This is a genomic window from Petrocella atlantisensis (assembly GCF_900538275.1).
GTDB lineage: Bacteria > Bacillota > Clostridia > Lachnospirales > Vallitaleaceae > Petrocella > Petrocella atlantisensis.
Window position 1 is genome coordinate 3,110,374 of sequence record NZ_LR130778.1, and the last position, 15,753, is coordinate 3,126,126.

A 15,753-nucleotide genomic window follows, 5' to 3' on the forward strand; every position below is an offset into this window, starting at 1 on the left:
AAGAAAGTCATGAAAAGACTTATAATAATCGGCATAATGATGACGCTTCTTCTTAGCCAAAGTGTGTATGGTAAAGAAGGCGACATGGGTCATATGGGTGGCATATCAGAAGGTAGCAATCTTCCGAAAACCATTGAAAGGTATGTCACCATACCCACGAATAAAACCAGAACGTATCAATATAAAGAAGTTGTTTTTTTATCCGGTGTGCCGACAGAATTTAACGGTACCATAACCATCAACAATGATGACAGTGTGACAAAAACAAAAACAGAAGGCAGTTATAAAGAAACTTACACAGTGACAGCAACGAGTGTCGAGGGTGAAGGTGAGCTTGATCGAACTCTAACCTTTACAACTTACTATAAAGTGAATAATAATATGGATTTTAAGAACCAGATTATCACCAACTCAGTCTTAACCGGTTGGGAAGAGGAAGTGACTTTAGGTGATACAACCTATACCCTTGATGAAGTGGGATCCTCCTTTTCAAAGTCAGGTGTTAAGGATTTAACGCCTGGCGTTGCTTACTTTAGTACATCCATTTCATATGTGGCTAAGTTCTTAGATGGTGATGGTAATCCGGTAACCTTAACAAGTAATGGTAGTAACTATGGCTATGATCAACCCTGGTCTAAAATTGAGACCCAGGAGAGAAACATTGGTATTTCCAAAGGTGAAGGTAACACGGGCAACATGCAGGTGAGGGTTCAAACTGTTCATGAAGCTAAAAAAACCATTTATTATGATGCGACAGAACCCTTTGCCATTAGCTTTGGCGGGACGTATAATCAACGTATGGAAAGTGAAAGTAATTTGACCTATGAAGTGCTTTCTTATCACAGCAATCTGACCAACAGTCAGAAATATGGTCGTATTTCAATTAAAATGGCCAATCAGATTGAAAAACTACCGATTCCCGGTAACCTGGACTTTTTACAAGGACACTGGGCAGAGGCTGATTTTAAAAAGCTTTACAGCATGGAAGTATTCACAGAAGTACCTCATAGTGGCATGCAATATGAAGCAATCAGCAGAGGGGCTTATATTAAGGCGCTTTGTCTTGCTATGAATATTGATATTTCAAAATACACCACACGTCCAAAGACGGTCATCTTTGGTGACGTTCCAGTAACACATCCCTATTATCCTTATATTATGGCGGCATATGACCAGAAACTCATCAAAGGAACAGGTGAGAACTTTGATGTGGATCGCCCAATTAATAGAGAAGAAGCCTTTGTGGTATATGTGCGCGTTATAGGCTTGGAGCGTCTTGGCGTAACCCAATCGCCGATGACCCCATTTGTTGACGATGCGACCATCTCATCATGGGCAAAAAAAGAGATTATGGCCGGATACAAGCTTGGTATCATAAAAGGTGATGAGCTTGGCAGGGTCAAACCAAAGCAATGGATATCTAAATCAGAAGCGGCCGCAATCATTAATAGATTAATTGACTACTTACGATCAGATATTGGAGAAGACTACCGTAAATAAGCAAATTTAAGGAGACCAATTATGAAATCATGGATTAAAAAGGCAACCGTATTTTTATTGGTTATGGCCATATCGTTATCACCGGTTTACGGTGCTGAGCAAGGTAATACTTATGGCAACCGACTTGAGACCGTTATGCAGATGATACTAAGTAATCATATCAATGCCGACGAAATAACCCCGGAAATGCTGTTTGAAGCAGCCATGAATGGCGTTTTTGATGTACTGGACCCTTATTCTATGTACATTGGCGCCAGCAATGCGGAATCATTCACAGATACGCTTAACAATTCTTATGTTGGCATTGGCGTTTCCTTGATTCAAGAAGGTGACTATGTCGTTATAGAACGGGTATTTTTAGATGGACCCGCATATAAGAATGGGTTAAAGGTTCATGACAAGATTGTCAGTGCTCAAGGAACTTCACTGGTTGGTAAAACACCTTCAGAAGCGGCTACCATTATTGTTGGAGAAGAAGGTACAGAAGTTAGTCTTAGGATTAACAGACAAGGCTATGAATTTGATATGACTCTAATTCGAGGCAAGGTTACCATCAATGCCATTGATCAAGTCAATCTATCAGAGTTGTACCCGGACATACCAAAAACAGTTGCAGACCAAATTGGATTCTTGAAGATTTCTAGTTTTACTAGAAATGTGGATGAAGAGTTGGAACCAATTTTGGAGGCCTATAAATCTGAAGGGAAAAAATATTTGTTATTGGATATGAGAGACAATGGGGGCGGCTATGTAGATTCAGCAGTTAATGTTTCGAATTTGTTGGTGCCGGAAGGCCCTGTACTTCGATTTGTCAACAATACTGGAAGAGAGATTGTTTACTACTCAGAACTAAAAGATCCCAGCTTTAAGATTGTTGCCCTTGTGAATCGTAACAGTGCATCTGCTACAGAATTTGTAGCGGCAGCCATTAGTGAATCCGGTATAGGAAGCCTCGTTGGAGAAACGACTTATGGCAAAGGTTTGGCTCAATATTTATATACTTTAGACGATGGTGCTGTCGTGAAATTAACACAAGAAACTTTTTACTCTAGATCCAATAAACCCATTAATGATATTGGTGTGACACCGGATATACTTGTTGAGTATCCAAGTTATTTAACGAAGACAAGTAAATTCTATCCACATGATAAGCATGCAGAGATCTTAGAAGTGGAAAGCATACTTGCTTTTCTAGATTATGAAGTGGGCACACCGGATGACTTATATGACAATAAGACATTTGAAGCCATCAAACAATTTCAAAGCGACCAAAAAGTGTATGTATATGGTATTTGTGATTACTTAACTCAGGATCTTTTGAATAAGGCTTTTATGGAAAAGAAAAGTGAAAAAGACTTGCAACTGGATAAAGCTGTAGAAACATTAATGACACAAATGGGACTATAGAAGAAAAATAGAAATCTTCTTGACTTCTAAGTGGGCAAGTACTAAAATATAGAAGTTGTTTTGAAATAGAATGGGCACAGATTAATTTGAAGCATAAGTCAAAGAGGTGAAACATGCAGACGAAGTATATATTTGTAACCGGTGGCGTAGTATCTGGTTTAGGGAAAGGCATAACGGCTGCATCCCTAGGTAGGCTTTTAAAAGCTAGAGGCAAGAAAGTAACCATACAAAAATTCGATCCCTATATCAACATAGACCCCGGAACCATGAGTCCATACCAACACGGGGAAGTCTTTGTAACAGAAGACGGTGCTGAAACAGATCTTGATCTTGGTCATTATGAACGTTTCATTGATGAAAAATTAAGTAAATACAGCAATATTACCACAGGCAAACTTTATTGGTCTGTCCTTAATAAAGAACGTAAAGGTGAATTCCTTGGGGCGACGGTTCAAGTCATTCCACATATCACCAATGCAATTAAAGACCGTGTCTATAGAGTAGGGAAAAACGTGCATTCAGATGTTGTTATTACTGAGATTGGCGGAACAGTAGGGGATATTGAAAGTCTACCTTTTCTTGAAGCTATTCGACAAGTTGCTGGTGATGTGGGTAGGGAAAATGTACTTTATATTCATGTAACCCTAATACCTTACTTATCCAAGTCAGGTGAAATGAAAACAAAACCAACACAACATTCAGTAAAAGAATTAAGATCAATAGGTATACAACCGGACATATTGGTATGTCGTACTGAACATGAAATGACCCAAGATATGCGGGATAAGATGGCGCTCTTTTGTAATGTAAAAAAAGACTGCATCATTCAAAATCTAGATGCGGATACACTCTATGAAGTACCTTTGATGCTTGAAAAAGAAGGCCTTGCCAATATCGTTTGTCGACATCTTGAGATAGAAAACGTGGAACCGGACCTTGAAGCATGGTCCGCAATGGTACAGAGAGAAAAAGACCGTACAGAGACAATTACCATTGGTCTAGTAGGGAAATATGTAGAGCTTCATGATGCCTATATATCTATCGTAGAGTCCCTTAACCATGCAGGTATTCATCACGGTATTCGCGTAGATTTAGACTGGATTGATTCGGAAAAAATCACACAAGATAATATTAGTGAGATGCTTAGCAAAGTTGATGGTATTTTGGTACCTGGAGGCTTTGGTGATCGCGGCATTGAAGGTAAGATATTGGCTGTACAATATGCAAGAGAGAAAAAAGTACCTTTCTTTGGTATATGCCTTGGAATGCAATGTGCTGTTATTGAGTATGCAAGAAATGTATTACAAATGGCAGGCGCTAACAGTTCGGAACTAGACCCTGAAACACCATACCCTGTTATTGATTTGATGCCGGAACAAAAAGACATCGATGAACTGGGAGGGACCATGCGTTTAGGTGCTTATCCGTGTAAAGTTATAGAAGGTTCTAAGGCTTACTCAGCCTATGAGGATGAGCTTATTTACGAACGTCACAGGCATCGCTATGAGTATAACAATGAATACCGTGACAAATTGGTTGACCACGGACTCCTGATTACTGGATTATCACCTGATGATCAATTAGTAGAAATGGTTGAAATAGAAGACCATCCTTGGTTTGTAGGGGTTCAGTTCCATCCGGAATTTAAGTCTAGACCCAACCGTGCCCATCCATTATTCAAAGACTTCGTTGGTGCCAGTATGGTTAAATTGAAATAGCTATATAGTTGAGCTTATATATGCAATATATAATGATAAACCTATAGACAAAAAGCCTTTCATCAATAATGATGAAGGGCTTTTTGTGTTTGTTCTTTTATCTGTGAAGGATGCGTTTAATACTATGCTTCCTCTTTGGGCAATTGGAATCGTAGTGTAATGGGAAGCATCAAAGTGGCTAAGGTAAGGCCGAAAGCAAATTGAACCATATTAGCAGGGATACTAAATACCGGTATGATCCAATTGCCATACATAACCCCATAAGTCCCGTAGTATAGAATAACCATGACGGAGCCGGCAACGATGAATGCACTTATTTTATTAAAGTGCATAGCAATAGAAGGCTTAAAACGACTCATACCAAAAACAATGAACAGAGCTAGAGGTAACAGTAAAGCAATAGCCAGTATGATGTTTTGTGTGGAGAGAACCGTCGATAGGAGCTCAGTTTCATTTGCGATGACTTCTTCAGTAATCAGGTCTTGTGTAGCATCGACAATGCGGTTTGATGCGATTAAACCACGTACTAAGAATCCAAAACCCACCCACAAGAAACTGTAGAAGGCAGTTATAAAGCCTGTTTTTTTAAAATTACCAAGGTCCTCAAACATGTAACCAATCACATACGCCATAAGAGCTTTAATGATGAATGTGGGAAGGGCCCAGGAAGCATAGCCCAAATAAATATCAGCTAAAGCGGACCCGATTCCGGCAGCCAATGCGCCGTTTTTCTTACCAAGGACAACACCACTGCTAAGTACAAGTGCATCGCCAATGTGGATATAACCGCCGGTAAATGGAGAAGGGAAGCTTAAGATACTGGTGCTGATAAAAGTAAGCGCTGCCATTAGACCGGAGTAGGTCAAAGTTTTTGTTGTGTTTTTCATAAGAATCATCCTAACTTGTTTTATTATGTCAAAACGATGGTGTTGAATTTTTTCTTGTTTTGACACTTGAATAAACTTATACTATAATGAAATTGACCTGTTTAAAAGTGCCAGTTATGATTATAATAAGGGGGACAGATTGATGTTACTCACACCGGAAATTAATTATGGGTTAAAAAAACCCATCTACATGCAGATTCACGATTATCTTATTAAAGAGATTGTTGAAGGTAGATTAATGAAAAATGACAAATTGCCATCTGTTAGAGTTTTTTCGAATCATTTAGGTATAAGTCGCAATAGTGTTGAGAATGCTTTCAACCAACTCTTAGCTGAAGGCTATATACTAAGTATACCCAAAAAAGGCTATTATGTAGCGGAAATCGAAGATATAATAGGGAGAAAAATCAAGAAAACTGAAGATGTATTACAAAAAACCAAGGAGCAATATACCTATGATTTTAAAAGTGAATATGTTGCAAAAGACAGTTTTGACTATAAACTATGGAAGAAGCATCTTAACCATGTGATGAACTATGAGGTAGATGTGTTATATGAGCACGGTGACCCAAGAGGTGAATATATTTTACGCATGGCTATTGCCAGACATTTTTATAGTACAAGAGGGGTAGAAGCAAGACCAGACCATATCGTAATAGGCGGTGGTATTACCCCTCTATTAACCATATTAGTAAAACTTTTTGATGACCTAAAACTGGATGATATTGGTATGGAAAACCCAGGGTTTAATAAGGCTAAACATGTTTTTGATTATAGTCATTTAAAAACCGTACCGATTGATGTCAATGAGAGAGGCATTGATATCGCCTTGCTTTATATGAAAAAAGTGAGGTTATGCTATGTCAGTCCGTCACACCAATTTCCAACCGGAACCATTATGCCGGTAGATAATAGACTGAAGCTGCTAAACTGGGCAGAGAAAGTGAATGGTTATATCATTGAAGACGATTACAATGCTGAACTGAGATTCGAGGGTCAACCTATACCAGCGATGCAAAGCCTCGATGAGGGGGACCGTGTTATTTATCTCGGTTCTTTTTCAACAGTGTTGGCACCTGGCATACGCATCAGTTTCATGGTATTGCCAAGTGTATTAAATCAACATTATGCCAAGAATATTGAATATTTCTCCCAGACAGCGTCTAAGTTAGAACAGTTGGCATTATCAAAACTCATTGAGTCAGGAGATTTTGATCGGCATGTCAGAAAAATTAGAAATTATTATGCAAAGAAACAAGGGAATGTGTTAAAATATATAAAAGCACATTTACCAAAAGAGGTTATTCCCGAACATGGGAAGGCTGGCTTGCAGATTATGTTGAAGCTGCCTGACGGATGGAATGAGGCAGGGGTAGTTAGGGCTTGTGAGAATAATGGCATCGGCATAAGTGGTTTGGGTATTTATAGAAGTATTAATAAAAAACCGTCAAAACCCTATCTCATCTTAGGTTATCGTGGTATAGATGAGAAGAGGATGGAAGGCGGCATCAAGGAACTGGGGAAGGTATTAATGATGTATAAGGAGACTTATGATGAAAAGAGCCCTATTGGTAAACGATTCCTTATTTGAAAGCTTAATATTAAAAGATCTACTTTTACAGCTTAACTATGAAGTTGAGCTTGCAGACGAGTACGATGCTCTATACCAAGTGGAACAGTTTGAGCCAGAACTCATTGTGGTAAACTATATTATGCATGAAATACGTGGCGACCAGCTTATTGAACAAATAAAAAAGGACAAACCGGATATGATTTGTCTACTTTCTTCAAGCAGTATGATTCAAAAAGATGAAGTTAAGAAAAATATATTAGACGGTGTTTTAAGAACACCGGTAAGCATGTTTACTTTGAAGGATCTCTTAAGGAGAATCGATGCCAGTATTTCAAAAACAATAATGGAGAAAAAAATAAACAGGCGTGAAGGTGAAGAAAGATTCTGTGACCATTGTAATGCTGATATCTCAGCCTTTAACCTTCATATCGTATTTTGTCCCTTCTGTGGTGAAGAACTATAGATAGGAATTAGTCAGCCTTTTTGAGCGAGTATCGGAACTTCATACGATATGGCATATAAAAACCAGTATTTTGCACCAATGCAAAATACTGGTTTATTTAATAATGATTCTATTTTTGCCGGTATGCTTTCCTTCATATAAAGCTTCGTCGATACGGTTTAGGATCGATATGTACTTCTCATTGGGCTTGAAATCAGACAGCCCACAGGTTAGCGTTAGCTTGAAACTATATTTATCATATGTGAAGGTATGTGCATCAACTGTGTTTAAGATTCTTTCCATAATAGGTAGAGCGGATTCTTTGGTGGTGTGAGGCAAGACCAACAAGAACTCTTCACCACCCCATCGTGATAAATAATCATAATCACGAATTTTGGACTGGATAAGTGTTACAACTTCATTCAAGGTATAGTCCCCGCAAGGATGACCGTATTGATCATTGACCAACTTAAAATCATCAATGTCAAACAAGGCAAGGGAAATTGAAGTCTGATCCAGTTGATGATCAAGTAGAAGTTCCTTTAAAGTGGATTGTATAAAGCGACGGTTATAGAGGCCGGTTAAATGGTCTCTTGAAGCCAAGTATTCGGAGTGTTCTTTTTCTTCTTTTAGCTTGGTATTAATGGATTCTAACTCTTGAATATAACTATTTAGAAGTTTACGATTGTAGACATGATCAAGTTGATTGGTGATTCTAGATTCTAAGATGGTTTCATTAAAAGGTTTTGTGACATAATCGTTGCCTCCCAGTTGGAAGCCTGTCACAATATCATTTTGATCATTGTTAGAAGTAATGAAAATAATCGGTATGTGATAGGTATCAGGTGTATTACGGACATGTTTACAAACATCGTAACCGCTACAACCGGGAAGGTGGACGTCCAGCAATATTAAGTCAGGTTTGTTTTCTCTTAATAAGCCTATGGCTTCTAGGCCATTAAAAGCACATATATATTCATAATGGTTTTTGATCATGAGATCCGTTAAGTACTTTTGGTATAGCTTGCTGTCCTCAACAATCATAATCTTAAAAATCTTTTCCACTGTGTTTCCGCCTCTCGAAATCTGTTCTTATATATTCTATCGACATTTTGTAAAAATTACAATAGCATCATGAAAATTAATATAAATAATATAGGACAATACTAATATATTGTGGGTATACAAAAACTTTTACAATAAAAATTAATATGGTATAATTGGTTTTAGTATTATAACATATAGTTGAACTTTCGCGTACAACATATAGATGAACGACTACCGGCAGTTTTTAGGTAGATTTAGAGACTATTATTTAAGCTACCTAAGCGACAATGAGCTAGTATAATTTAGGGGTATTTTTTGGTGAGATATTTATCATGACGTGTTTATAAATATCAGGAGGTAATTTCTTGGAGAAACATTTAAAAATCGGTTTAGATATTGGATCGACGACAGTAAAGATGGTTGTTTTAAGTAGCCAGGGCGTGATGTTATATAGTAAATATAAAAGACATTTATCAGATATTAAGAGCACAGTTCTGTCTATGATGGGCAGAGCATATGAGCATTACCCAGAAGCTATGATTAGTATTCTTACAACGGGCTCAGGTGGCCTCTCAGTTTCTAAATGGCTGGATGTTGGATTTATACAAGAAGTCGTAGCATGCGCAAAAACAGTGGAACATCTCATACCAAAAACAGATGTTGCCATTGAGCTTGGTGGTGAAGATGCAAAAATCACCTATTTTGAAAGTGGTTCAATCGACCAACGTATGAATGGTACCTGTGCCGGTGGGACAGGCGCTTTTATTGACCAAATGGCATCCTTATTACAGACGGATGCTATGGGGCTTAATGAACTTGCAAAATCATATAAGGTTATTCACCCAATTGCTGCACGATGTGGTGTCTTTGCAAAGACAGACATCCAACCTCTCATCAATGAAGGGGCTGCAAAAGAAGACATCGCTGCTTCCATTTTCCAAGCGGTGGTCAATCAGACCATCAGTGGATTGGCATGTGGTAAACCTATTCGCGGACATGTTGCTTTTTTAGGTGGACCGCTATACTTCTTATCAGAGCTTAGAAACCGTTTCGTGGATACCTTAAAACTTACAAAAGAACAAACCATCATACCGGATCATTCTCAACTTTTTGTTGCGACAGGAGCCGCTATGGCTGCTGCTACAGAAACACCATTAAGGTTTGAAGAACTTTATTTTAGAGTCAAGCATCTAAAAGCATCCGGTATTAATGAGGTTGCAAGACTTCAAAAACTATTTGAATCAGAAGAAGATTTTGACAATTTTAATAAGAGACATCAACAAGACAAAGCTGTAAAAGGTAATCTTGAAACTTACATCGGTGACTGTTATTTAGGAATAGATGCAGGTTCAACCACAACCAAGTTGGTCCTTATTGATAATCAAGGTCAGCTTCTTTATGATTACTATGGCAGCAATCAAGGGAAGCCTTTGGCTCTGTGTAGAGAAATCTTAATGGAAATATATGAAAAAATGCCTAAGGGTACAAAGATAAAAAGTAGTTGCGTTACTGGATACGGCGAAGGGTTGATTAAAGAAGCCTTACATATGGATATCGGAGAAATTGAGACAATGGCGCACTTCAAAGCAGCCGAATTCTTTTTGCCAGGTGTAGAATTCATCTTAGATATCGGTGGACAGGACATGAAGTGTCTGCGTATCAGAGACGGTGTTATTGATGACATATTATTAAATGAGGCATGCTCTTCCGGATGTGGTTCTTTTCTCGAAACCTTTGCTCAGTCATTAGAAATGAACATACAAGACTTTGCGAAAGCGGCCCTTATTTCGGAAGCGCCCGTAGATTTGGGTTCAAGATGTACGGTTTTTATGAACTCAAGGGTCAAGCAAGCTCAAAAAGAAGGCGCTACTGTCGGAGAAATATCTGCAGGTTTATCTTACTCAGTCATTAAGAATGCGCTACAGAAAGTCATAAAAATAAGAGATCCCAAGCAAATAGGGGATAAAGTAATTGTCCAGGGTGGTACATTTTATAATGATGCTGTTTTAAGAGCATTTGAGATGATTTCAGGTAAAGAAGTGGTTAGGCCGGACATTGCCGGCATCATGGGTGCTTTTGGTGCGGCCTTAATTGCCAAAGAACGTAGTGTAGGGTTATCTGAATCCACGATATTAAAAAAAGAAGCTTTAGAACTTTTTGAGGCACACAATGAGATGTCCAGATGTGAGCTATGTAGTAATCGTTGTATGTTAACCATCAATCATTTTTCGGATGGTCGTCAATTTGTATCTGGTAACCGTTGCGAACGAGGGGCTGGTATGACCATCAAAAATGTCGACATACCGGATCTTTTTACTTATAAATACAAAAGAATCTTTGACTATAAACCCTTGTCTTTAGAAGAAGCACCTCGAGGAACAGTAGGTATTCCAAGGGTTCTGAACATGTATGAAAACTATCCTTATTGGCATACCTTCTTTACCCATCTGGGTTATAGGGTTGTCTTATCACCTAGATCCAATAAAGCTCTTTATGAAGCCGGTATAGAAACCATACCCTCTGAATCAGCCTGTTATCCTGCAAAAATTGTACACGGACATATTATGAAATTGATTGAGAAGAAAGTTGATTTTATATTTTATCCCAGTGTACCTTTTGAGGTCAAAGAGATTGAAGGTGCAGACAATAACTTTAACTGTCCCATCGTCACCAGCTACCCTGAGACAATTAAGCATAATACGGACGCCATCGTGAATAAAGAGGTGGAGCTGATGAGTCCCTTTTTGCCTATGGAGGAGTCGGAGCGATTGGCCGTTCGACTTTATGAGGAATTCGAGATAAAAGGGCATTTGGAAGCAGAGGTACTTGAAGCGGCAAGACTGGCATGGCAAGAAAAAGAAAAAGCCAGAGCAGATATTCAACGAGAAGGGGAACGTGTCATCAGATGGCTTGAAGATAACAGTAAAATTGGCATAGTCATTGGCGGCCGACCTTATCACGTAGACCCTGAGATTAATCATGGTCTGACCAATATTATTACTGGACTTGGTATGGCTGTGCTTACAGAAGATGCTATCTGTCATCTTAGTGAAGTGAAAAGGCCCCTTAGAGTATTGGACCAATGGGCTTATCACAGTCGATTATATGCAGCTGCTGAAGTTGTGGGTAAGCATAAGCAACTTGAAATGGTTCAACTCACATCTTTTGGATGTGGTGTGGATGCCGTTACTGCGGATCAAGTACAAGAGATTTTGGCAAGAAACGGTAAAATATTTACATTGATTAAGATTGATGAAGGCAGTAATCTAGGAGCTATTCGAATCAGAATGCGATCCTTAAAAGCGGCTCTAGAAGAAAGATTGAAACAGAAGAAAAGTTTACACAAAGAAGAGAATGAAACGATACGTGTGCCTTTTACAAAAGCACATAAAGCAAAACACACTATTATTGCACCACAAATGTCACCAATACATTTTGACTTTTATGAAGTTGGTTTTAGAGCTTTAGGCTATAATGTAGTGGTGTTACCGATGGTAGATCATAAAGCCATTGATGTGGGATTAACCTATGTGAATAATGATGCCTGTTACCCTTCTATATTGGTAATCGGACAGATAATGGAGGCTTTGAAGTCAGGGGATTTTGATCTGGATAAGGTATCCGTTTTAATGTCTCAGACAGGTGGTGGTTGTCGTGCATCCAATTATATCGGTTTTATTCGTAAAGCACTTAGAGATGCAGGCATGAGTCATATTCCCGTTGTATCCATTAATGCATCAGGCCTAGAAGGTAATCCGGGCTTTAAGATTGGTCCCTCTCTGATTCACAAGGCTTTAATGGCAACAGTTTTTGGTGATTTGTTTATGAGGGTTTTATATGCAACCAGACCTTATGAAGCTGAAGTGGGCTCAGCCAATGCACTATATGAGAAGTGGCGACAAAAGGCGATGACAACCATCAAAAATGGAAATGTCATTACCTTTAGAAAGCAATGCATAGAGATTGTAGAGGCTTTTGATCAGTTGCCACGCAAAGACATCATCAAGCCCAAAGTGGGCATCGTTGGAGAAATACTGGTTAAGTATCATCCTACAGGTAACAATCAGCTGGCTCAAGTGCTTGAAGATGAAGGTGTGCAAGTGGTATTACCGGATTTGATGGACTTTTACCTCTACAACGCTTATAATTATAAATTCAGATATGAAAAGTTAAACGGTACAAAAAAAGGATGGCAAGGCGCCAACGTAGCCATTAAAATCATGTCATGGTACCGTCAGGCTGCCGGCAAAGCTCTTGATGCATCCAAATATTTTCATGCACCATCAAGTATTGAGGAGAAAGGCAAACTTGCCAAACAACTCATATCACTTGGAAATCAAACCGGTGAAGGTTGGTTTTTAACCGGTGAGATGGTGGAACTTGTTAAAGACGGGGTTGAGAATGTGGTTTGTGTACAACCTTTTGGATGTTTACCCAATCATGTCGTGGGGAAATCTATGATTAAACCCATAAAGAAAATGTACCCGATGGCTAATATAGCCGCCATAGATTATGACCCGGGTGCTAGTGAAGTTAATCAACTTAATCGTGTAAAACTCATGCTGTCAGTTGCCTTTAGCAACTTAGAGAAAAAGACAGTTCTGTTAAACGAAACCAAAGATGTAGCTTCTACAGATGAGAAGTATGCATAATCAGGAGGTAATGTGTGAACAATAAAAAATCAGGGTTTGTAACCATCATAGGTCGTCCGAATGTTGGTAAATCAACTTTAATGAATCATTTAATCGGACAGAAAATTGCCATTATGTCAGACAAGCCTCAAACAACAAGAAACCGGATTCAAACCATCTTGACCAATGACTTAGGTCAAATCGTCTTTATTGACACACCAGGTATTCATGTACCTATGACCAAACTTGGTGAATTCATGAATACAAGCGCAGAAACGACTTTGAATGAAGTCGATGTCGTCTTATGGCTAATTGAACCGGATAAAAAAATAGGTAAAGGTGATCGTTATATTATAGAAAGACTGGCAAGGGTAGAGACACCTGTATTTCTTGTTATTAACAAAATGGATACCATAGCTAAAAATGAACTCTTAGAAGTTATAGCCACCTACAAGGACCAATATAACTTCAAAGACATTATTCCTATATCAGCCCTTAAAGGTGACAATACGGACATATTATTGGATCAGATTTTTGATGTACTGGAAGATGGACCTATGTATTTTCCGGAAGATATGATTACGGATCAACCGGAAAGACAGATATGTGCGGAACTGATACGGGAAAAAGTATTGCTAAACATGGAGCAGGAAATACCCCATGGTATAGCAGTAGTGATTGATCAAATGAAGGAACGTGAAGATCAGGCAATCGTTGATATAGATGCTACCATTGTCTGTGAAAAAGACTCTCATAAGGGTATGGTTATTGGAAAACAAGGATCCATGCTCAAGAAAATCGGTTCAATGGCCAGAAGAGATATGGAAAATCTACTGGGTTCAAAAGTTAACTTAAAAATATGGGTAAGGGTCAAGAAAGATTGGCGTGATAGTGACTACTTACTAAAAAATTACGGTTATACCAATAAAGAATAAATCATACATCAATAACATAGAAAAAACCAGGTAGCCTCTACCTGGTTTTTTCTATGTTATTGATATATAAACGTGACAAAATCACTTTGTTTCTATGCTTTATTTAAGAGTAAACTCAACTTTTACCACATTGTGGTCATGTACCAAGGCTGTCATAAGTATATCCGTACCATCATAGGATTCACTTACACCTGAAGATGGTAAGGAAGCACGGCCTTGATAATTTGTAAGAATAAAATTGTGCATGGCATTGGCATTTTCAAAATCTATATTTTTACAAACCAGAAGTATGAATTCAGAAGCACCCGGCTTAAGATTACCATCAGTATCCTGCATAAGCACCAAATCCAGTATAATTACTTTTCCACCATCTTGTGCATCGAGTATAACAAGACTTTCATTATCCTCTGTTAAGAGGTTGATGTTGAAGACACCATAATTGTAGCCGGCGGCCAATGTATTATCTGTCTCATCATCAGCACTGTCAAGAAGGGCATCAACCAAAATGTTTTCTGTAATATTACCTACATTTGGATCTAAACCGGAGTTACTGAGGTTTGTTGTTGTATCTCCATCGATAAAAACAAGTTGGTTATTGACAAAAGTCATCTCTCCGTCAAAAGCTGCAAGGAGCTCCGGATTTGAGGCAAATAACGTGGCAAGGGCTTTGGACTTGCTTGGTGATACGGCAAGTTTTCTGACCTTAGGATCCAATACACGATGGCTAATTACTGCTGCTTCAGCACGTGTTAAAGTATTGTCACCACCAAATGTACTGTCAGGATAACCGGTAATAATACCAAGGGCATAAGACAAGAGTACCGTTGTCTGATAATCTTGGGGCATGACGTTAAAGTCGTTGATATAGATGCTGTAGTCAAGAAACTCATCCGGATAGTTTGACGGAACTAGATTCATTGCCTTGATGGTAAGCCTACTGGCTTCATAACGGTCAATGGGTGTGTTGTATACAGTATAACTCACACCATCTAACCAACCTTGGTTTTTAGCATACGCAATGTAATTTTCAGCCCAATAACCATCAGAGACACCAACATCGTTGCCGGTCAAACGGCATAAGATGGCTATATACTGGTCAATGGTTAATTTCTGATTGCCTTTGAAAGTACCGTCTGTGAAACCGGTAATTATATTCTCCTGTGATAATATGTCAAGAGAACCATAATACCATTCAAGGGCAGTGGTGTCTTTATATAAGGGAGCGGTATTGGCATATATTTGTGAGAAACTTCCAGTAGTTAGAATTGTTAGAACCATGATTAATGAAATGATATTTTTTTTCTTTGTCTTCATTATAAACCTCCTACTTTGTGATGGATGGGTTATTATATTCCATTTATTATAATTATAATCTTTTTTACAAAATTAGTATTGAACAAACTGTGAACATGTATCTAAAAAATGATGAAAAAACTTAAAAACATATGGTCTATAAGTCCTATGTTATAGTTATATGGTATTGGTTTGTGTGAATATTCGTAATCTTAATTGACTAGCCACGTAAATGGGGTATATAATTAATTATATTCGACACAAATAAAATATAACCTAAAGAGAAAAGTATAGATCAGGATATCATAAGTCCAATGAAT

At 38.3% G+C, this 15,753-nt stretch carries 10 protein-coding genes; 7 read left to right on the forward strand and 3 right to left on the reverse strand.

Annotated elements, in window-relative coordinates:
- The first annotated feature begins 9 nt into the window (after nt 1–9).
- From PATL70BA_RS14310 to PATL70BA_RS14320, 3 genes are all read left to right on the forward strand, one after another.
- Nucleotides 10–1,500 carry an S-layer homology domain-containing protein gene (locus tag PATL70BA_RS14310; RefSeq protein ID WP_125138013.1) on the forward strand — a complete coding sequence of 497 codons (1,491 nt, stop codon included), beginning with the start codon at nt 10–12 and terminating at the stop codon, nt 1,498–1,500.
- A gap of 21 nt (nt 1,501–1,521) precedes the next feature.
- The gene (locus PATL70BA_RS14315) at nt 1,522–2,907 is read left to right on the forward strand and encodes a S41 family peptidase (RefSeq protein ID WP_125138014.1); all 1,386 of its coding nucleotides are present in this window, start codon (nt 1,522–1,524) and stop codon (nt 2,905–2,907) included.
- Between the two features lie 113 nt (nt 2,908–3,020).
- Nucleotides 3,021–4,625 (forward strand): CTP synthase, encoded by a 1,605-nt coding sequence (locus PATL70BA_RS14320; RefSeq protein ID WP_125138015.1) that lies wholly within the window; start codon nt 3,021–3,023, stop codon nt 4,623–4,625.
- 122 nt (nt 4,626–4,747) lie between these two features.
- On the opposite strand, the gene PATL70BA_RS14325 is transcribed toward PATL70BA_RS14320, so the two are convergent.
- The gene (locus PATL70BA_RS14325) at nt 4,748–5,512 is read right to left on the reverse strand and encodes an ECF transporter S component (protein ID WP_172596263.1); all 765 of its coding nucleotides are present in this window, start codon (nt 5,510–5,512) and stop codon (nt 4,748–4,750) included.
- Between the two features lie 142 nt (nt 5,513–5,654).
- Here PATL70BA_RS14325 and pdxR point away from each other — a divergent pair, with 142 nt between their 5' ends.
- Nucleotides 5,655–7,103, forward strand: a complete 1,449-nt coding sequence (gene pdxR / locus PATL70BA_RS14330; protein ID WP_243116022.1) for a MocR-like pyridoxine biosynthesis transcription factor PdxR — start codon at nt 5,655–5,657, stop codon at nt 7,101–7,103.
- Nucleotides 7,063–7,548: a response regulator gene (locus PATL70BA_RS14335; RefSeq protein WP_125138018.1), complete on the forward strand. Its 486-nt coding sequence runs from the start codon at nt 7,063–7,065 to the stop codon at nt 7,546–7,548. Before pdxR ends, PATL70BA_RS14335 begins: the two co-directional genes overlap by 41 nt.
- A gap of 93 nt (nt 7,549–7,641) precedes the next feature.
- Here the strand turns inward: PATL70BA_RS14335 and PATL70BA_RS14340 are convergent, their stop codons facing one another.
- Nucleotides 7,642–8,592: a GGDEF domain-containing response regulator gene (locus tag PATL70BA_RS14340; protein ID WP_125138019.1), complete on the reverse strand. Its 951-nt coding sequence runs from the start codon at nt 8,590–8,592 to the stop codon at nt 7,642–7,644.
- A gap of 347 nt (nt 8,593–8,939) precedes the next feature.
- Between PATL70BA_RS14340 and PATL70BA_RS14345 the strand changes: the two genes are divergently transcribed.
- On the forward strand, nt 8,940–13,226 hold the full coding sequence (locus PATL70BA_RS14345; protein ID WP_125138020.1) for a 2-hydroxyacyl-CoA dehydratase: 4,287 nt from the start codon (nt 8,940–8,942) through the stop codon (nt 13,224–13,226).
- Nucleotides 13,227–13,240: 14 nt separating this feature from the next.
- On the forward strand, nt 13,241–14,140 hold the full coding sequence (gene era, locus PATL70BA_RS14350; protein ID WP_125138021.1) for a GTPase Era: 900 nt from the start codon (nt 13,241–13,243) through the stop codon (nt 14,138–14,140).
- A 99-nt stretch (nt 14,141–14,239) separates the two neighbouring features.
- On the opposite strand, the gene PATL70BA_RS14355 is transcribed toward era, so the two are convergent.
- Nucleotides 14,240–15,454 carry an S-layer homology domain-containing protein gene (locus tag PATL70BA_RS14355; protein ID WP_125138022.1) on the reverse strand — a complete coding sequence of 405 codons (1,215 nt, stop codon included), beginning with the start codon at nt 15,452–15,454 and terminating at the stop codon, nt 14,240–14,242.
- Nucleotides 15,455–15,753 lie beyond the last annotated feature (299 nt).

Coding starts and splice junctions, on each gene's coding strand:
- PATL70BA_RS14310 (WP_125138013.1), top strand. CDS start 10: ATGAAAAGACTTATAATAATCGGCATAATGATGACGCTTCTTCTTAGC.
- PATL70BA_RS14315 (WP_125138014.1), top strand. CDS start 1,522: ATGAAATCATGGATTAAAAAGGCAACCGTATTTTTATTGGTTATGGCC.
- PATL70BA_RS14320 (WP_125138015.1), top strand. CDS start 3,021: ATGCAGACGAAGTATATATTTGTAACCGGTGGCGTAGTATCTGGTTTA.
- PATL70BA_RS14325 (WP_172596263.1), bottom strand. CDS start 5,512: ATGAAAAACACAACAAAAACTTTGACCTACTCCGGTCTAATGGCAGCG.
- pdxR (WP_243116022.1), top strand. CDS start 5,655: ATGTTACTCACACCGGAAATTAATTATGGGTTAAAAAAACCCATCTAC.
- PATL70BA_RS14335 (WP_125138018.1), top strand. CDS start 7,063: ATGATGAAAAGAGCCCTATTGGTAAACGATTCCTTATTTGAAAGCTTA.
- PATL70BA_RS14355 (WP_125138022.1), bottom strand. CDS start 15,454: ATGAAGACAAAGAAAAAAAATATCATTTCATTAATCATGGTTCTAACA.